Consider the following 17,070-nt stretch of genomic DNA (forward strand, 5'->3'; position numbering starts at 1 on the left):
TCTAAACCACCTCCACTAACTCAACTTTATATGTTTGCCAATCGCCCACACCCATTTCAGCATTGACCATATCAATCGAGACATTACTTCGAGCCACTTTAGCGCCTTTTTTATAATTATTAGCAAGTGCTTGTACTTTAATAGTGTCTGAGCTAACCTCAGTAATCACAATGTCTTCGTTGTGTTCATCATCAAAAATAGTGACCTGTGTAAAAGCTGTGAATCCTTCTACACTTGCCACTTTTAAAGTAGTTGTTCCAGCTGTAACAGCTTCGATAATATCTGTTAAGGTGTTATCTAATTTAATTTTATTTGAGCTGCCATCAAGTGTATCTGCAAATGTTCCACTGTTGCCTGGCACTCGGCCATCAAGCTCCATTTGTACACGCATTCGTTCTATTTGCCGATTCATTTCGATCAAATAACGATATGAGTTAAAAATGCCCCATTCAAAGTTATTTGCATACTCAGACATAAATGCTGTACCTTCTTCAATGATTTCACCAGTATTAGGGTCTTCTACATCGTCATGCCATTGAGTACGATTGTAAGGGTTTGTTTTTAGATTTAACGGAATTTCTCCAATCATCAATTTACCCATTCACTTTCACTTCCTTTGCTTCAATCTGTAGTGGAAATACAATTACATAACCCTTTGTACCCTTTTGGTAGTTCATTGTTTTTACATACAGCTCTCGTCCATTACTATCAACTAAAGCTGCTTTGGTTATTAACCCTCGTTCAGCAGAAAGTTTCACATACTTTCGTAAGCCATGTTTTGTACTGGTATGGTAAATTTCTTTTTCGTATTCAACATTATCAATGGTTATTTTTGCTTTTACTACCAAGTTGTTTAAAAATTGCTGGACTAAATCTATTAATAAAGGTTGTATTTCATTCAATCTCTTACACCTCCAGCTCTAAATCTGCCACAAATACGATTATTATTTATAAGAAATCCATAAACCCCATTTGAAACACTTAAAATTTCATTTCCTAATGCACCTTGAGTTCTTGCTGTTTTAAAGCGACCGCAGATTTTATAATCAAGTCTCCATGTATAAGTACCACCTAAAATAAAAAGGCACTCTTTTAACGCAAGTATTGTTGTCATTAAGTCAATATTTAATGGAACAATTCTTTCAACAATGTTTACTACCTCGTTATAAAATATAGTTTGTTCAGTTTCTATAGCTACTTCCATATCAAATTTATTAATATCTAACAATATTTTATGGTTATTTTCTCCGAGCAATCCCGTGAGTGTTTTTGCTAAATACTCTAAAACGTAAGGAGCGCTTTCTTGCATACGAGAAAGTAATCTAAGTTTGCGAAATTTCAATGTTTCATTCTTAGGGTCTGCACGAATACCAAAATCCTTTTCTCTTATTGCTATAGCCGCTTCACATGATGTTAAAATAAATTGATCGTTTTCCACGCTAAAGAGAGCTTCATCAATTTGATTCCAGTTAACTGTAACTGTATTGGACATCTCTCGAAACTCTCTTATGTCTTGATAGTAAGATGGCAATTCCTCTAAAAATGCATTGGTCATGTACTCACTTCCCTCAATGTTACATTAGATAGAACAGGAATATCTTCAATCAAGTTGATATTTTTATCTAGTCCATTTAACAACGTTGATGCTATATCCTCTATACCTTCGATCTTTAAAAGCCTAGATTCTATGTGAGTAATACGTACATTGATGTCAAAGTCCTTAAACCAATTTGCACGTAGTTCAGCGAAATACTCCTCTAACGTCCCAATCACTTGAGCTTCAATTTGTCCAATTGTTGAACCATTTAAGACGAGTTCACTTTCAACAGTAATTTCATTTTTCCTCACTCCTTCAACAGTTACCTCATGGCCAATAGGTGCTGTGCCATAGCCTTCACCCTTAAACTCTAGCGGATCCATAAGTTCTTGAACATAGGAGACAAAATCAGTTGTAGGAACATTAAAATCCGAGTCGATAATAATGGCTTTTACAGTCCCTCCTCCAAATGGTGCACGTCGTAAACGAACGCCGCCCACACCTTGAATGGCCATTAACTTTTTCTTATAATCAGCACGATTTCCACCAAATGTTTTTTCACGGATATGATCTATAAATTTATAATATAATGATTCATCTGTTTCCTCATCTTCACCAGGTACAAGTACATCTGCTAGAATAGCTTTTCCTAATTTGTCGTTCGCTTCTATAGGCAACATTTCGCCATAATCCTTATTTCCAACTGATCCGGCTGTCAGAGCTTCTACTTTATACTCTCCAGCTTCTATTCGTTCACTTACCTTATATACAATAGCATCTAGCTTAAATTGGCTATCTATAGCCACATCAAGTGGTTGTCCATCACCATCTGAAAATAAAGCACGACGGATTGCTTTACCTGCCTTTTTACGCTCAACTCCATGCTCATTAACACGCTTTTCAAGATCATCGCCGTCTGCTGTAGCTGCAAAAGTTCGACGATATAATACAGCCATATCCCAATATGTTTCAGCTATCTTTAAGGCTGTAGGTGCAAGAGCATCATAAATTACACTACCTTCACGCTTATCAATGTCATCCGGAACACGTTCAAGTAATTCTGTCAAAATACTATCAAAAGATTGTGATTCTAAGTATTCAAGCAATCCTGATCGCCTCCCTCAATAAGTTAACATCACCATAAATGGTTCGAGCTAAAAATGTAACTAAAACATCGTCCTTCTTGGTAAACTCAAGGCTGAAATTTTCCAGTGACGTTATACGCTCATCTTGTAACAAGGCTTCGTGTATACGTCTGCCCAAATCACCACGTACATATAACTCATCGTAGCCAACCATATTTTGAAAGCCGTAGTTATTTGTATAGATTAGATGTTCAAAACGGATAGTATTTAAAGCTTTAAAAATCGCTTGTTCCATTGCTTTTTGACCATCAACGAAACCTTTACAACAACCTTTTTTTAAGTCTAAGTGGTATGTTCGAGTGGGTAATTCAACCGCATCAAGTACCTCTATTTCTGGTGTTATTGTTATTTCTTGCGTTGGAATCACCATATATTACTTCCTTCCTTATATCTGTCTGATACAAAATATTGACGCCCTCCTTGCACCCTGTGCATAATCACCTTATCACCTTCTTTTAATCCATCTTCTAGTATTAGTTTCGCATAACGCATCTCATAGTCTTCGATGGAAATAACCCTCTCATGCCTTGTTAAATGTTCAGCCACAAGCAAAAACTCATCTGTTAAGATGAGTTTAGAATGGACTTGTATTCTGAGTGGCTTTGATTCAATGACTTCCCCTACTAAAATATTGACTGGATTGGATGCTTGGAATGCAGCCATAGCCGTTGTTTTGATTAAATCTAATAAACTCACGAAATCACCTTCAATTCTAATGACATTGTGTGGACTTTAGGTGTCCAATCATGTGTACAAGCATCCACCAAAAACAATTGTTTTAGCCCCAGCTTTTCTATGAAGATGAAAACCATTTTTCCTGCTCTTACTCGCCAATCGCCTAAACATTTCAAAGACAGTTTCTTTTTTTCTTTGTTGTGTACAGTTAGTAATGCATCAAGTAAATTTTCAACCTGCGCTCGTGTCATATTTTCATCTACTTTTTCGTAATACTGTAATTGTCCCCATTTAGCGATATTGTTACTATCCTGCGCTATAAATACCCTTCTCTTTGATGCCTTTTTATCATCTAAAACGAGCTTAATTCGATTGTAACTATCATCAATAGAGATGGAATAATCATAATCATACAAAAGACTTTCTTCACCTATATAAAAATCAGTAGGTGGGATAACTAAATTTTTAATATTATGAAGCTCAAGTGAGCCAAAATTGTCCATAAACACAAAGCTTTGATTTGTAGCAACAATAGCCGAGTCAATATACTTCATAACGACATCTAACGCCTTTTTATCTTCCTCTATCATTGCTGGCGCTTTATAGCCCGTCTTCGTAGATACACTTAACTTTAATTTTGCTTGACTGCATATTTGAGCTATAGCAGCCTCAGCCTGCATTGATTTCATTACAAATGTGTCATTGTACATTAAATACCTTAGTTGGTCATAAGCTGTAATCTTAAATTCACTGCTTATCCCAAACCCAGCTTTAAATGAATAACCGTAGAAAATTTTGTGTTCATCATCAGTTACTCTTACAATTGCCCCAGATACAATTTTATTTTCAAGTGGCTTAGGATTTAACAGATTAACATTAAGTTCAGATGATTTTCCCGTTTTTTCTGTTTTCCAACTAATTGACGTGACAGGTATTTCATATATATTTCCGTCACGATTGTCGATTAATACTTCTATACCTGTCACCTCATTTCTTAGCCGTCCACTCAGGTGGAATTTTTACTTTTAAGCCTATAGGTAGTTTCCTTAACTCACTGTCCTTTATTCCATTCAACGATTGTAGAGACTTGTAATTTGCTCCATTCCCTGTATACTTTTGAGCAATTTTCCAAAGAGAATCCCCCTTTACCAAACTATACGTTTGCGGTACTGGTTTAGGATTATCTCGAGGGGCTTCCTTTTTTGCAACTTTCGCTGGCTGTTTAGTGGCTTTTCCTTTTTTAGTGGTGCTTTTTTTTACCACTTCCATTTTTTTAAACCCAAACGGCACGTATTTTTTAAAAGAGATAGTGTAATCCACATCCGCTGTTCCATATTGGTCTTTCACTTCGAAACTCTCGATTGTCACTTGTTCATTAATAGAAAATGAACCGCCAACATAAATAAAGCGGATGACCGTTTCTTTGGCCATCCACATGTTTATTTGATCTATATACTTTTTAGGCTCTTTAAATTGAGTCTCTGCATAATGAGTATCATTTGCAGGAAAAAAAGATGAAAATGCAAACTCAGTAAGCTTCATTGGTTTAGGTACATTAACAGTTCCCTTTTTTGCGATTGTAAATTCCTCACCATCTGCGGTGTTTTTAAATGGTAACTCAGGAGGGTTTACAGGGATACGGAAACCCTCTTTGTCATTATTTGCACTAAGGTAGATTCCTATCATGTATATACCCCCTCAACAGAGCGATCTTGCTCATCCTTTAACCACTTTGTTATTAGTTTGATTAGTTCGTTTAAATCCACATCTTTATGAATATCACCGGAAAATTCGATCTTAGGATCACTCTTAATATGCTGAACTATGGTTTTATTATTGTTTGTAATAGGTGAAGAGGATACTTTTTCTCGTATATCTTTTGAAACTGTAATATCATCTCTAGACGGAGCGGTTAATGAGTTTGATATATGTTCATTAATTTCAGATGAATTACCGCCTACTCTGGATAAATCATCATACTTATTAAGCATTTTCTCCATCATGCTACCTGTAGTATCTTCAAAATTATTATGGACCTGTAAGTTAGGTGTAAGAGAAATAATGTTATTGATGGCCTTTCCTTCTGCTATATCTTTAAATATTTCAAGATATTCATCAGCAAGATTGACTTTATCCTCAATTTTTTTAACTTTATCGAGTTTTCCACCTTTTAGTTTTCCCTTGTCAGGGTCACCTGCTGCGCCTAGACCTGATTCAGATGGAGCGGTTTTTAAAACGTCATCCATTAAACTCGCTTTATCAGTAAAAGGATTTTCTTTATTTTTGTCATCCTTACCTAATCCAACTAAACCCTTTGCTTTATCCATTAAGCCACCTAATTTTTCGCTAGCAGCCATTGAAAAATCCTGTCCTACTTCATTACCTTTAGTATACGCATCTCCTAAGTTCTTGTACTCTAAACGATCGAATGAAGCTTGTTGAGGGGCTGTAGGCATTTCTACGCTTTTCATATAAGCTCCCGCAGTATTAAAGGACCCAAGGTTAACAGGAGCAGCTTTAGTCGGCTTTTCTAAGTCAGATTTTATTTTATTCAATTTATCAACAGCAGATGTACTTGCCTTTAAGTCAACTTCTCCTAGATTACTGATATCTACACCTGGAATCTTATTGATTAGACCAATGAGTTTATTAATACCTTTAACTGCACCGTTTATGAGTGTGGATATTGCGCCTAGTGCATCATTTACAGCTCCAACTATACCCGAAGCTACGCCACTCATGATTGTGAGTATACCTTTTTGCATAAAATAGAACGCCAATTGTACTCCATAAACAGCCTCATTCCACTTGTTTAAGAAAAACTCAGCAACTCTTAGAGCTGCGTTTCCTATAGCATCAAAAATCATACGAACTAATAAATTAAGAGCAATCCATGCTAGCTGAACCATGAAAATCCCTTGATTCCATGTGTTCACGAACCATTCGGCTACCATAATGCCAAAGTTTCCAATACCCATTAATACGTTGTAAATTACTGCACCAAGCCAGTAAACAGAACCAACAATAGCACCAACTACTGCGGCCGTCTGTTCTGACCACATAACCATGGCCATTATAACTAAAGCAATTACTGCTATAATTCCAATCAATACCCATGTTATAGGGTTAGCTAAAAATGCTGAGTTTACAACCCATTGAGCAGCAGCCCATGCAAGAGTAGCCAAGCGTATTAAACCCAAGACTGCATATTTTGTCATTAAAATTGCTACTATAGAACCTATAACTACCCCCATTATTACAAGGATTGGAGTTACCCAACTGGCGTTATCATACATAAATTGTCCTACTGCACCAATTATGTTGTACATAGTTTCTAAAGCGCTGAATACGAGCGATATACCAGCTGTGAATAAATTGACAAAAATCATGGCATGTCCTGCCAAAACACCGAATGCATTTGAATTAACAAATTCACTAAATCGTTTAAATAAAGGTTCAAATGCAGTTTGTGCCCAGTTCTTAAAAACTGTCATAGCATCAGCGAAAGTTAATGGCATCTTACTGAATTTATTCTCTATATCATCGGCAGCATTAAATAAAGCAGTTTTAATTATATCTGCCGTTATTTCACCATCTGAAGACATTTCTTTTAACTCACCCATGCTTTTACCTACTGAATCAGCAATTGCTTTAGCAAGTAAAGGGGCATTTTCAGTTATAGAAGTGAACTCATCCCCTTGTAAACGCCCAGATGCCATCGCTTGTGTCAATTGATGCATACCAGCGGACTTTTCTTGGTTTCCTGCGCCAGATACTGAGAAAGACTTATTCATTAGCTCACTAAATCGTATCGCTTCGTCGTTACTAGCAAAAGCATCTCCTGCTAACAAATTTAATTTAGCTACACTAGAAGCAGTGTCATTATACGAACTTAAACTTCTTTGAGATGCCCTATATATCTTGTCTTGCAAGTCAGCTTGTGTTTGCAATCCATCATTAATATTAGCTAATCGAGCATTCGTATTAGAGTAGTTATCCGAAGCTTGAGTAAATTTATTAAAACCATTAGAAACTCCTTGAATAGATAAGTACGCAGCTGCAAATCCCATAAGACTTGATATCAAGCTGCGCACACTACTGGTGGCTGAATTGGCGCTATCCCGAACACTATTCAAGCCATTTCGTAACATATTACCAGTATTGTGCCCTTCTCTACCAGCTAACCTGGCACTTGCTCTTAAACGTTCAAAAGATGCACTAGCACTTTCTATATCGCGCCGAGCTCTCTGCAAACTTCTCATATCACCAACTTGATTAGATGCTGTATGCATCTGTTCCATTGCTCTAATTGTACTGTTCATCGCTTTCATCATTTTTTGAAGCGTACCAGTCATTTTATCAGTTAGTGACATGGTTGTACGTACAGACAGGTTAATCCTCCTCCTTCCTAGCCAAAATAAAAAGCACTCATTAAGAGTGCTTAAAACATTTTTTGTATGAATAACTTATAAATTTTTTCATTAACTTCAATCAAACTTTTCTTTCCATCTTTAAACTCAAGAACTAAAGTATGTGTACCTTTATTTTTTGCTGATAAGCCAGCTAAGAGTCCAACAGGTCCTAACAGTGCACCACCAACCAATCCTCTAGTAACACCACTTACTGCACTTTTTCGATGTTCCTCAGTAATCATTTCGTACGAATCAACAGTTTCTTTATTTAAAGGAAATTTTTTTGTGAATCCCGTGAATAAAAAAACCTCTTCTTTACTGAAGAACCCCTGTTGACCAATCATTATGTTTTTTCCTTCATAATCTCCTGCAAGTACCTTATTTTGAGCCATGTGTATCCCTCCTCATACACAAATATACATAACTTGGAGGGATTTCACTATACTGTATGTGCATAAATCTACTATTTTTTAGCCGCTTCTGCTTCTTTTTCAAGCTCTATATCCAAGCTCGCGATGATAAATGCCCTTTCCTTACGATCCATACTTAAAAAGCTATTGGGCAGGATGTTAAAACGATGTAGAGCAACATGTGCATAGAAAGCTAGTCCATCACGCTCATCTTCACTGCCCTGTATTAGTTTTTTGCTTCTTCTATCTCATCTTCTAAAGCATGATCTAAACCACTAATCTCTGATACTTTTTCAGAGATTTGAGATGCTTCTCCAACCCAGAACATTGCACCAAACAATTGCTCTGCACCTTTTACTCCGTATGACTTCTGTAGTTCTGTATCGTTTAAATCCGGATAAACAATCGAAGCAACACTAATACCACGGTTATAAGCCACTGGATCAAATACGCGTTCTTGTCGCCCTTTTTTACCAGGTTTATTTTTAAAACAACGATCGTTAATTAAATCAGATTCCGCAGATGTTAATGGACGCAATTCGATTGGTTCTGCGAATCTTTCTAATTTCAATTTCACAGGATCAGCTTGGCGTACGTTTTCTTTCATGAATGCTTTAAAATTACTCATTTATAAGTTCCCCCTTATTGGATAACGTTGAATTGGTTTAAGATTTCAAAATCGTCGAATGTGAATGGAAATTCGTCTTTTAGTGTGTCAGCACTATCAGCATCTAACATCGCTAGTAACGTTTTATCAGGGACGATATTACGCACATCTACGGTCTGTTTACCAGCTGCACTTGTTATATCTGCGTTGACAATTGTTGCGTCAAACATTGGTGATTTACCTGATCGTAGATAATCCATAGCCATTGCTCGAACCTCTGGACGGTGGTAGTACATCGTCATTTCACCTACGCCTTTTGCCCCTACAATCTTAGAACCTTCCATGCGAGCATTTAATCGCTTTACTTCAACTTTGTTATATTCTACTTCTGCTTTAAATTTTAGAATTTCAGCAATTTCAAATGTTCGACCTTCAATATTAATAAACACCAAGCCTTCACGTGAGGACATAGCGTCTTTTGTTTGCATAACGTTTGCTGCCATTGAATCTTACCTCCTTCTTATTTGCACTCAACTCGCATATATAATTTTTCCATAGCATCATTGAATGTAATGCCCATCACCACAAATACCGCATCTTTTTCGTCACCTTGTCCAATTACAATATCTTCTGGTACATAATCACTGATAACACCTAATCTTTTATAAGGATCAAGTACGGATTTCATAATCTGTTTCTTAAATAAATCACGACCGTTTCCCTCTTTATCGTTATCAATTTTCCCAATAAAGTATTTGCGGAAAATGTGTCTTACGTTATTGTGAATAATGTCCATACCCCTAACAATTTTCCCTTTACGAAAATCTTTGTTTTTCTCTTTTGTAAACGAACGGAAAGTATTAATGTCCTGCTCTACAACAACTTCATCATCGTTAAATGAATAGACAATATGACCATCCAGTAATGCTTGAATAATTTCATCATTTGTCATTGTTTCGACTTCAATTGCACCAGGGTACTTTGCATAAGTTAATGATTCCACCGTTGAAGCAGCGAATGCCGCTCCAAACCAATAAACGGCTTCTCGAGCTGCTAATACTTCTCCTCCGTCAAGGGTGACACCATTCTTAATGGATACAGTACTTTCGTGATCCGCAGCATTGTAATTATTAGTAACAAAAGTTACCCGTTTTCCAATCTGTTCACGAAACTCTTTTATTTTTAAAGACAGTAAAGCTTTTGTGGTACTATCGTCAGTCCCATAAGCAACAACCTTAAAATTTAGAGTGTCCAATGCAGATGCAAACTCTGATATAGATTCGTTTGTAGCTACTACCGTAGTTCCACCAACCAACGTCAAAGTGGCATCCCCCGTAGGTAAAGATCCGTTGAACACTACATAATCATTTGATTTTAATTCTTCGAAATCAGCCACCTTTTGCGAGTCAACTTGAATAGCATCATAATATGTTTTTACTGTTGTAGAGCCATCTAACCCTACTGTTGCAGTGACATGAATCTTGTTACCGTCTGTACCTCCATATTTTGCAGTTACAGTAAAACTTTCAGCAGTTGCCTTTGCTTTCTCACCTAATCCATTTAAGTTGTAAAGAAAGATGCTACTAGTAGCTTTAAATGCCTCACGAACCGGTAAAATAGCGTCTAGTGATTTACCAAACAAAGCCCGAAATTTAGTGTTAGAAGACAGTTTAATAAACTTCCCTACTTCTCCCCAATCGAACATTACAGGTATTACTAAGGCGCCATTTGAATCTAGCCCCATCGTATTTAAACTATTAGTTTCAAAATTGATATACGCATCCGGTCGTACTTTATTTTGTGTTTCCCACATGCCACCCATTAAACTCCAACCCCTTTCTTTTTCCACGCATCCACCAATTTATCAGCTTCATTTTTCGTATAGGTTTTATTATCTTCAAGTACTACCTCATACTCTAAACGAGCTTTTGTGGAAGAAGCGGACTCTAAAAAAGCAACCTTAGAGAACTTTTTATTCTCCGGCTGCTTCTTCGTGTTCGTTTTGTTTGTCATCTCTTGTGTCAAAATCAACGCCCTCCAATGTTCTCATTTTCACTTCTTCTAATATGTCGTGTAGACAAGCTTTAACTTGATATTTAATTACAAGCGTTTCATCCACTATTTCACCATCAATTTCATGCACGTGAAACCTGTCAGCGAGGTATTTAAAGTTGTTTTGCACGACTTCTAATACATTTAGGCATTCCTCATCTATATCGTCTGTAGAAGGGAAATAAACCATGCTAAACGAATAGGTACGATTTGCTTGATACTTCATACCTCGCTCTTGATGCACATTAAAAATACGTACTAAAAAAGCAGGCACTTTCAAACCCTGCTTAACTGGTTTATCATAAATTTTCATTGATGGATAAAGAGAACGTATTTGCATAATAGCAAGTGTCTTAATGCCTTCTGTTACATTACTCACCTAAAATACGCCTCCATTCCTTCTCAATTTCACGCTCCCACATTCGCGGTGCCAGTCTTTCCATTTCTTGTTCTGTCAGTTCTAACATAAACTGACCATCCACAAACCCTACTGTACGGCCAGCTATTACAATACGGTGGCCTTTCTCTACAAAAAGTGCGTATTCTACATTGTTATAGATAATAATTTTGTACGTATCGCCTTGCTTAATGATGTGATACTTCCAGTTATTGCGTAAATCACTCGTATCAACAGGCGTAAGCATTTTAACCTTACGAATGGCTAATTGAGCAATTCTTTCTGCCACTTTTTTATGGATTTTACCCGATGCAATAGTGAGCTCTTTCATCTTTTCTGCTAGTTGTTTCACTTCTTCAAATTCAAAGGCCATTAAGCATACACCTTCTTCTTCAAAAGCACTTCCTGATGTGTTACATACAGAAAAGACTCTTTAGCAGACGAAAATTCATCCGTCATGATCAACTCGCCATCTTCAAATAGCTGAACCGTTATTTCATCCCCAGCTAAAATATCAACGGTTGAAGAAAGAAACAACTTGGCATCATATAGGATCTGATTTGCTTCTCCTTCCACAGTATTATTAAGTGTCTGCATCCCTACTGTAGATAAACGGCAAGGCACATTGGCACGCTTTGTAACCCATTTCTGTCCGGTGGAACCATTAGGCTTTTCATACTCTTCATACCGCTTCACTGTCGCCTTTCGATCATATAAGAGCTCAACAGACTTTGTAGCTGTAGACAATAGCTTTCGAATGTTCAATCTACCACCTCAATTTTCGGAAGCGGTTAAGCTGAGATGTGTAGTTAGTAAAAATTTGCATAGTTGCTTGTTCACTTGTCGTTGTACTGGTACCTAATTCAACAGTGACATCGCCCTCTTTAACAGACTTAGCAACAGCAAAATCGGATGGATTCATCGATTTCATTTCATAGTTGATTAGATCAAGTGTCATATTCGCATGCACGAATTTTATGTCGTCCGGAATATCACTCCGGTTACAGTACGTTTTAATCGCTTGAGCTGCCTCTTCAATTTTTAGAAGTAGTTCATTATCAGTAAATGTATCTGGTTGAACTTTACTTTTTACGATATCAAATACGTTCAAGTTAAAACCTCCTAGTCAGTAGGTTCCGTAGATTTCGTAGTGCGTTTCTTCGATGTTTCTATTACTGATAAGATCTCAAAACTAGGATGCTCAGCGTGTTCACTAAGTACTTCTAATTCCTCACCAACTTTGTACACTTCATCATCATAGCGTACAGGGAAGCTGTTCTCTTTGACTTTCACAAGAGTTTTCATTTAGCAACCTCCTTATATTGTTTGAGCTTGGAACACGTTATCGGCAGCATGGAATGATGGAATAGCTGTAGCGGCTGCTTTTGTCCAAGTCGAAACTGGGTCTTGTCCTTCTTCAAACACCATTGTGATGATTTTACCCACGCTCGACACGTCTGCACCTTCTCGCAACATACGACTTTCTTCTGGTGTTGGTCCATATAACGTTTCACCTAAAGTTCCATCACCAAACATGACGAATTTGTCTTCATCAAGGTAACGATGTGATGTGTAAGATCCATTGGCTGCTTGCTTACGATACTTTGCATCATATACTGCAATGACAGGCAAATCATGTTGTTGTAAAAAAGCGTTTAAATCTTGTCGTGTTGGAATACGACCTGAATCTTTACCAAATAAAGCAGCAATGATTTTAGCATTTCTTAAAATTGAGCGAAGTATTTTAGTAGAAGTTAATGCACGTGTGGGTTTATCAGTTAAAGTATCTGCCCAACGTTCCATATCACCGATAATATCAGCTGAATCAGCTGTCCATAGTCCGGCACCACTTAAAGCTTCTTGGTGATCAGGCGGCACATGGTAATTGACAGACATATTAAGTCCATTTTCATTCAACGTCACTTTACCTTTTGATAGCGCTTCGATCCGCATTAATTCAACACGGGCGCGTACACCATTCACAAGTGTATCAACATCATTAAATACATTTTGCATTAAGTAATTCTTTTCTGCTTCATTGCGAGGTTGAGCCAATGCAATTAAATCTTTCTCAGTAATTTGCATTTTACGTTTAATATAGGCTGCCTCTAAAGCTTGCTTAGAAGCTTCACGACTACCAATTTCAGCCTCTGTGTCAAATGCATGTACTGATGCAATTGTCGGTAATGAACTTCCACCTTTAATCATGTCAAACTCAAGCGTAGAGTGCTTAACCTCTGGGAAAAGTGTTTCTCCTAGTAACGGCTTATACTCCCGTGTTTTTGAGTAATCAAGCATAGTTTTTTGATTGAATAATTCTAATACATCTGGCATATTCGTTTACTCCTTTCAAATGGCCGCTATTAGCGGAATGTGATATTTTTCAATGCAGTTTTTGCTTCTGCTGAAGGTGCCGTGTGTAACCTAGCTTCTAAAATGTAAGCTTGATCAATTAACGAACCAGGTTGTGGTCCGTTTGTTACATCCACATCGGTATACAAAATACCTTTCGCAGTACCGTCATTTGCAGGTAGTACTGTCCCTGCTTTAACAATCTTTTTACCGTTTGAATCTGCAACTACGCCTACATCACTTACCTGATACGTGAACGATTGCACCTTTGATGATGCTAAAAAATTTACACGTTCTGCTTTTTGTACACTACTTACATATGGCATATAATGTCCTCCCTAATCCCAAATAGTTTTTGATTCACTTGACTGACTGCGTGTATTTAATTGTTGAGCGATTTGAGCACTGATTGATGTAGATGGTTTATCGTCATTTTTACCTTCACCCGGTTTAGTTCCCTTTGGTAGCGGCTTTTCCTCGGTTTCAGGAGTAAACAAAAAGGCTTTAGATTCACGCAGTGTTTTAATCTGCTCATCTAAGCCTTTTTTTACGTTACCCTCTTCGTCCAATTCAATTGCTGATTTGTCAATAAGGCCTGTAACTAGATCCGTATCATGTACTTTACTGGCAAGTGCTAATTTCAAGGCACTTTTAAGTTGTGTATCCTTTATTTTAGCTTCATATTCAGCCTTGTCAGTTTCGTTTTGTTGCTGCAATTCTTCAATTTTTGTCTGTAACCCAGCAGCATCCATTCTTTTCAAATCATTTAGCTGAGTGTCACGTTCTTTCAATTGAGTTGTGAGGTCCTTTACTTCGTTAATTTTATCGTCAAGACGACTTTTAGGAACCATGGTGCCAAAACCTGCTATTACTTTATCTGCTTGTTCATCCGTTAAACCTAAAGCAATTAAATCTTCTTTTTTCATCGTATAGCCTCCTATTTCGCATTATCGTAGTACGCACGATAGGTTCTTGCTTTGAATCTTTTACGTCTGCAAAGCGAAAAAGACGCAAAATTAATTTTATGCAACATACCTCTCTTCCCATTCTTTATAGTTCATTTTCTTAATCCTACCGTTATTAGAATTTCGTGTTTCATTAGCCATATACTCAGCTTCATCAAAATATGGAATAGTAGTAGTTCTGCAACGTGCATGAAATGGGGGTGCATTAGTACCTGGTATATAGTCCTTCACAAAGTAAATATTCATATCCTGCTCTTGGCAAATTTCAGATGTGCGATTGTCCAAAGTAGCAAGGATTTGATAACGTTCTAGATCCGCTTCAATGTATGAGTTATTAGCGGCAATGTTATGAAAGAAGTTAGCTTCTGTTCTTACCAGTGCCTCTGCTCGACTTAATACCACGTCGGTAGCTTTGCTGATTGCCCTTGATGTTCTACTAAGGGAGCGGCCATGCCTAAATGACTTTTCTAACTCATTTCTAATCGTAACCATAGTTGCCGCTTCATGACCCCAAATACGCTTTGAAAATTCCTTACCTGACCAGTTATAGGTGAGTACTTCCTTCATAACACTATCAGTTAACCTAGTGACAGGCTGATAAACAGCAGTGAATGTGGCAATGTCATATAACCCTTTATAATAAGAGTTTTCATATACTTCTGTTAAACCTGTATACATATAAGCCTGTAATCCATTCACACCGCCATATAGTTCAAGCATCTGTAACTGAATCTGCAAATGCAGCATCTCTAATCGAGAGATACGAGCCCGATAGCCAATTGCCTCTAAAATGCGATCATATTCTGGATTCCCTGACAATGAAAGAGCTTTGTATTGCTGCAATGTAATATTACGAAAGTCTTTTAACTCTTTGGCAGTTAAATACTTCTTAGCATCTGAATACGAGATCTTATTATCAATAGCATAACGAGAATAAAACACCTCAATCTGCTGTATGATGTTCGCTTGTGCCATGCGTAGTTGTTCTTCCATGCGAGCAAGATACTTACTGGCAATAAGCTGTGATTCCAGTTCACGTTGTGCAGCACGATTTTCCCAATACTTACTCATCGTTTGTCACGTACGATTGAGACTGGCGCTGTTTCTCCAAAGCCTCTTGGTACTCGTCAATTTCTTTCTGTTCTGCTTCCATTTGCTCTTTTAGGCGTTTCTCAACAGCAGGTGAGTACCAAGGATGGTTTTCGCGGTTCGTTTGATCGTCGATAATTCCTACGGACTTTTCACACATTTCAACCGCTTCTGCCTCATTAATAATAATGTCACGATTAAACACAAACTTAAATTTTTCATTTGTGAAATCCCCTTGACCAACCATATCCAAATAATGGGTAACAAACCACATCATATGTTCAATACTTGACTGCATTTCACTTTCCAAGATATTGCAATCCATATCTAAATCGCTGTAGCGGAATTTAAGTGCCACTCCTGATGCATTGCCCAGACTTTCATGTAATGTATCGACTCCTCGACCAAGCTCGTAAATGGCTCTACGAGTACGTTCCAGTTCCTTCTCGTTGGCCTCGGTCTGTATATCCGCTGTCAATTTGTCAACATCACCATTTTCATCTGTTTTGACCACACGATAAATATTAAGATCACTAATAAATTCCTTTAAATCAACTCCGCCATAGTTAATTAGTTTGTAAATGAAATTTGGAATATCAGCAAGTACATCAGCATTTGTTGATGCTTGAGTGTTGTAGTTATCCACTAATGATTTAATTTGCTCTACCAACGGTTGTTCTTCTTCGTTATACCTGAAATGGATAAGAGGTATCTTCTCCCACAGCACTGGTTGATCTCCTAATAAAAAATGATAACCCTGTTCCCCTCCTGCTGGAATATCAGAAATAAGAGTGGAACCTTCAAATACGTAGTGATTAATACCCTCGCTGTGATAATGTTCAACTTTTTTTAATGTCTTTTTGGTTGTGCCTTCATAATGATTAGTTTCATACACTCGTAAAAACGACTCAATTTTCATATTTTCGGAATCAGTATAAAACGGTATGATTTGTTCAGATGGGAACCGCATGAAGCTAAGCTCACCAAATTCATTAAAGTGTGGATGTAGATAAGCAACGCCTTTATTTATGGCTTCTTTACCTACTTTACGCAAGCGGTTAATCATGCCTGCATCGAATATGTCATTTAGCTTTTTCTGATACTCTGTATTCTCACTAGTCACAGATGGCATTTTTGCTAGCGTATATCCAACCTTTTGATCTACAAGTTTCTTCACATAGCCATGTATCAGCTTTATATTTGACTTCCACTCTGCATCACGTTGCTTTTGGTCAATGTCCATCTTATTTTTGTAATACATATCACCAATTAACATAAGTTTCCGCTTCGGAGAGTTCTCCCAATCCTTAATCTCATTAAGCAGCACTTGTTCATTTTTAATAACACTTTCCACCATTCGTTTTATCACCTCCTCCATCTGTTCATGCCAACGCGGTCTATATAAATCCTCAATTAGCATTTAATCACC

24 protein-coding genes are annotated in these 17,070 nt (G+C 37.3%); all 24 read right to left on the minus strand.

Annotation, left to right across the window (positions count from 1 at the left end):
- Position 1 precedes the first annotated feature (1 nt).
- Positions 2–601 (minus strand): hypothetical protein, encoded by a 600-nt coding sequence (locus MKY46_RS17195; protein WP_340834884.1) that lies wholly within the window; start codon positions 599–601, stop codon positions 2–4.
- Complete coding sequence (locus MKY46_RS17200) at positions 594–902, minus strand: hypothetical protein (protein WP_340834886.1); 309 nt, start codon at positions 900–902, stop codon at positions 594–596. The genes MKY46_RS17195 and MKY46_RS17200 overlap by 8 nt, the downstream gene beginning before the upstream one ends.
- The gene (locus tag MKY46_RS17205) at positions 899–1,555 is read right to left on the minus strand and encodes a putative phage tail protein (RefSeq protein ID WP_340834888.1); all 657 of its coding nucleotides are present in this window, start codon (positions 1,553–1,555) and stop codon (positions 899–901) included. Before MKY46_RS17205 ends, MKY46_RS17200 begins: the two co-directional genes overlap by 4 nt.
- Positions 1,552–2,643 (minus strand): baseplate J/gp47 family protein, encoded by a 1,092-nt coding sequence (locus MKY46_RS17210; protein WP_340834891.1) that lies wholly within the window; start codon positions 2,641–2,643, stop codon positions 1,552–1,554. The genes MKY46_RS17205 and MKY46_RS17210 overlap by 4 nt, the downstream gene beginning before the upstream one ends.
- Positions 2,636–3,052 carry a DUF2634 domain-containing protein gene (locus MKY46_RS17215; RefSeq protein ID WP_340834892.1) on the minus strand — a complete coding sequence of 139 codons (417 nt, stop codon included), beginning with the start codon at positions 3,050–3,052 and terminating at the stop codon, positions 2,636–2,638. The genes MKY46_RS17210 and MKY46_RS17215 overlap by 8 nt, the downstream gene beginning before the upstream one ends.
- Positions 3,046–3,378, minus strand: coding sequence for a DUF2577 domain-containing protein (locus MKY46_RS17220; protein ID WP_340834893.1), 333 nt, complete (start codon positions 3,376–3,378; stop codon positions 3,046–3,048). The genes MKY46_RS17215 and MKY46_RS17220 overlap by 7 nt, the downstream gene beginning before the upstream one ends.
- Positions 3,375–4,343 carry an XkdQ/YqbQ family protein gene (locus tag MKY46_RS17225; protein WP_340834895.1) on the minus strand — a complete coding sequence of 323 codons (969 nt, stop codon included), beginning with the start codon at positions 4,341–4,343 and terminating at the stop codon, positions 3,375–3,377. Before MKY46_RS17225 ends, MKY46_RS17220 begins: the two co-directional genes overlap by 4 nt.
- Position 4,344: 1 nt before the next feature.
- Positions 4,345–5,043 (minus strand): LysM peptidoglycan-binding domain-containing protein, encoded by a 699-nt coding sequence (locus MKY46_RS17230; protein ID WP_340834898.1) that lies wholly within the window; start codon positions 5,041–5,043, stop codon positions 4,345–4,347.
- Positions 5,040–7,730: a tape measure protein gene (locus MKY46_RS17235; RefSeq protein WP_340834900.1), complete on the minus strand. Its 2,691-nt coding sequence runs from the start codon at positions 7,728–7,730 to the stop codon at positions 5,040–5,042. Before MKY46_RS17235 ends, MKY46_RS17230 begins: the two co-directional genes overlap by 4 nt.
- A 68-nt stretch (positions 7,731–7,798) precedes the next feature.
- Positions 7,799–8,161: a hypothetical protein gene (locus MKY46_RS17240; RefSeq protein ID WP_340834902.1), complete on the minus strand. Its 363-nt coding sequence runs from the start codon at positions 8,159–8,161 to the stop codon at positions 7,799–7,801.
- A 244-nt stretch (positions 8,162–8,405) separates the two neighbouring features.
- Positions 8,406–8,807, minus strand: coding sequence for a phage tail assembly chaperone (locus MKY46_RS17245; RefSeq protein WP_340834904.1), 402 nt, complete (start codon positions 8,805–8,807; stop codon positions 8,406–8,408).
- 14 nt (positions 8,808–8,821) lie between these two features.
- Positions 8,822–9,289: a phage tail tube protein gene (locus MKY46_RS17250; RefSeq protein ID WP_340834905.1), complete on the minus strand. Its 468-nt coding sequence runs from the start codon at positions 9,287–9,289 to the stop codon at positions 8,822–8,824.
- 17 nt (positions 9,290–9,306) lie between these two features.
- Positions 9,307–10,608 (minus strand): phage tail sheath C-terminal domain-containing protein, encoded by a 1,302-nt coding sequence (locus MKY46_RS17255; protein WP_340834910.1) that lies wholly within the window; start codon positions 10,606–10,608, stop codon positions 9,307–9,309.
- Positions 10,608–10,811, minus strand: coding sequence for a hypothetical protein (locus tag MKY46_RS17260; RefSeq protein WP_340834911.1), 204 nt, complete (start codon positions 10,809–10,811; stop codon positions 10,608–10,610). Before MKY46_RS17260 ends, MKY46_RS17255 begins: the two co-directional genes overlap by 1 nt.
- Positions 10,759–11,217 (minus strand): phage tail terminator family protein, encoded by a 459-nt coding sequence (locus MKY46_RS17265; protein WP_340834914.1) that lies wholly within the window; start codon positions 11,215–11,217, stop codon positions 10,759–10,761. The genes MKY46_RS17260 and MKY46_RS17265 overlap by 53 nt, the downstream gene beginning before the upstream one ends.
- Positions 11,210–11,608: an HK97 gp10 family phage protein gene (locus MKY46_RS17270; protein WP_340834917.1), complete on the minus strand. Its 399-nt coding sequence runs from the start codon at positions 11,606–11,608 to the stop codon at positions 11,210–11,212. The genes MKY46_RS17265 and MKY46_RS17270 overlap by 8 nt, the downstream gene beginning before the upstream one ends.
- Positions 11,608–12,000: a hypothetical protein gene (locus MKY46_RS17275; RefSeq protein WP_340834919.1), complete on the minus strand. Its 393-nt coding sequence runs from the start codon at positions 11,998–12,000 to the stop codon at positions 11,608–11,610. Before MKY46_RS17275 ends, MKY46_RS17270 begins: the two co-directional genes overlap by 1 nt.
- A gap of 1 nt (position 12,001) precedes the next feature.
- Positions 12,002–12,346 carry a hypothetical protein gene (locus MKY46_RS17280; RefSeq protein ID WP_340834921.1) on the minus strand — a complete coding sequence of 115 codons (345 nt, stop codon included), beginning with the start codon at positions 12,344–12,346 and terminating at the stop codon, positions 12,002–12,004.
- A gap of 11 nt (positions 12,347–12,357) precedes the next feature.
- Entirely contained in the window at positions 12,358–12,540 is a 183-nt protein-coding gene (locus tag MKY46_RS17285; RefSeq protein WP_340834924.1) for a hypothetical protein, read from the minus strand.
- A 12-nt stretch (positions 12,541–12,552) separates the two neighbouring features.
- The gene (locus tag MKY46_RS17290) at positions 12,553–13,569 is read right to left on the minus strand and encodes a major capsid protein (RefSeq protein ID WP_340834926.1); all 1,017 of its coding nucleotides are present in this window, start codon (positions 13,567–13,569) and stop codon (positions 12,553–12,555) included.
- Between the two features lie 29 nt (positions 13,570–13,598).
- The gene (locus MKY46_RS17295) at positions 13,599–13,913 is read right to left on the minus strand and encodes a hypothetical protein (protein ID WP_340834929.1); all 315 of its coding nucleotides are present in this window, start codon (positions 13,911–13,913) and stop codon (positions 13,599–13,601) included.
- 12 nt (positions 13,914–13,925) lie between these two features.
- On the minus strand, positions 13,926–14,513 hold the full coding sequence (locus MKY46_RS17300) for a phage scaffolding protein (RefSeq protein WP_340834931.1): 588 nt from the start codon (positions 14,511–14,513) through the stop codon (positions 13,926–13,928).
- Positions 14,514–14,609: 96 nt separating this feature from the next.
- Positions 14,610–15,623, minus strand: coding sequence for a minor capsid protein (locus tag MKY46_RS17305; protein WP_340834933.1), 1,014 nt, complete (start codon positions 15,621–15,623; stop codon positions 14,610–14,612).
- A complete protein-coding gene (locus MKY46_RS17310) occupies positions 15,616–17,061 on the minus strand; it encodes a phage portal protein (RefSeq protein WP_340834935.1) in 1,446 nt (481 codons plus the stop codon). The genes MKY46_RS17305 and MKY46_RS17310 overlap by 8 nt, the downstream gene beginning before the upstream one ends.
- Between the last annotated feature and the right edge of the window lie 9 nt (positions 17,062–17,070).

Source organism: Lysinibacillus sp. FSL M8-0355 (assembly GCF_038008985.1).
Taxonomy (GTDB): Bacteria; Bacillota; Bacilli; order Bacillales_A; family Planococcaceae; genus Lysinibacillus; species Lysinibacillus fusiformis_D.

Bases quoted from the DNA above. Each gene is read 5' to 3' on its own strand.
- MKY46_RS17270 (WP_340834917.1), bottom strand. From the start codon at position 11,608: ATGGCCTTTGAATTTGAAGAAGTGAAACAACTAGCAGAAAAGATGAAA.
- MKY46_RS17250 (WP_340834905.1), bottom strand. From the start codon at position 9,289: ATGGCAGCAAACGTTATGCAAACAAAAGACGCTATGTCCTCACGTGAA.
- MKY46_RS17230 (WP_340834898.1), bottom strand. From the start codon at position 5,043: ATGATAGGAATCTACCTTAGTGCAAATAATGACAAAGAGGGTTTCCGT.
- MKY46_RS17285 (WP_340834924.1), bottom strand. From the start codon at position 12,540: ATGAAAACTCTTGTGAAAGTCAAAGAGAACAGCTTCCCTGTACGCTAT.
- MKY46_RS17195 (WP_340834884.1), bottom strand. From the start codon at position 601: ATGGGTAAATTGATGATTGGAGAAATTCCGTTAAATCTAAAAACAAAC.
- MKY46_RS17300 (WP_340834931.1), bottom strand. From the start codon at position 14,513: ATGAAAAAAGAAGATTTAATTGCTTTAGGTTTAACGGATGAACAAGCA.
- MKY46_RS17290 (WP_340834926.1), bottom strand. From the start codon at position 13,569: ATGCCAGATGTATTAGAATTATTCAATCAAAAAACTATGCTTGATTAC.
- MKY46_RS17295 (WP_340834929.1), bottom strand. From the start codon at position 13,913: ATGCCATATGTAAGTAGTGTACAAAAAGCAGAACGTGTAAATTTTTTA.
- MKY46_RS17255 (WP_340834910.1), bottom strand. From the start codon at position 10,608: ATGGGTGGCATGTGGGAAACACAAAATAAAGTACGACCGGATGCGTAT.
- MKY46_RS17215 (WP_340834892.1), bottom strand. From the start codon at position 3,052: ATGGTGATTCCAACGCAAGAAATAACAATAACACCAGAAATAGAGGTA.
- MKY46_RS17205 (WP_340834888.1), bottom strand. From the start codon at position 1,555: ATGACCAATGCATTTTTAGAGGAATTGCCATCTTACTATCAAGACATA.
- MKY46_RS17310 (WP_340834935.1), bottom strand. From the start codon at position 17,061: ATGCTAATTGAGGATTTATATAGACCGCGTTGGCATGAACAGATGGAG.
- MKY46_RS17235 (WP_340834900.1), bottom strand. From the start codon at position 7,730: ATGTCACTAACTGATAAAATGACTGGTACGCTTCAAAAAATGATGAAA.
- MKY46_RS17245 (WP_340834904.1), bottom strand. From the start codon at position 8,807: ATGAGTAATTTTAAAGCATTCATGAAAGAAAACGTACGCCAAGCTGAT.
- MKY46_RS17305 (WP_340834933.1), bottom strand. From the start codon at position 15,623: ATGAGTAAGTATTGGGAAAATCGTGCTGCACAACGTGAACTGGAATCA.
- MKY46_RS17240 (WP_340834902.1), bottom strand. From the start codon at position 8,161: ATGGCTCAAAATAAGGTACTTGCAGGAGATTATGAAGGAAAAAACATA.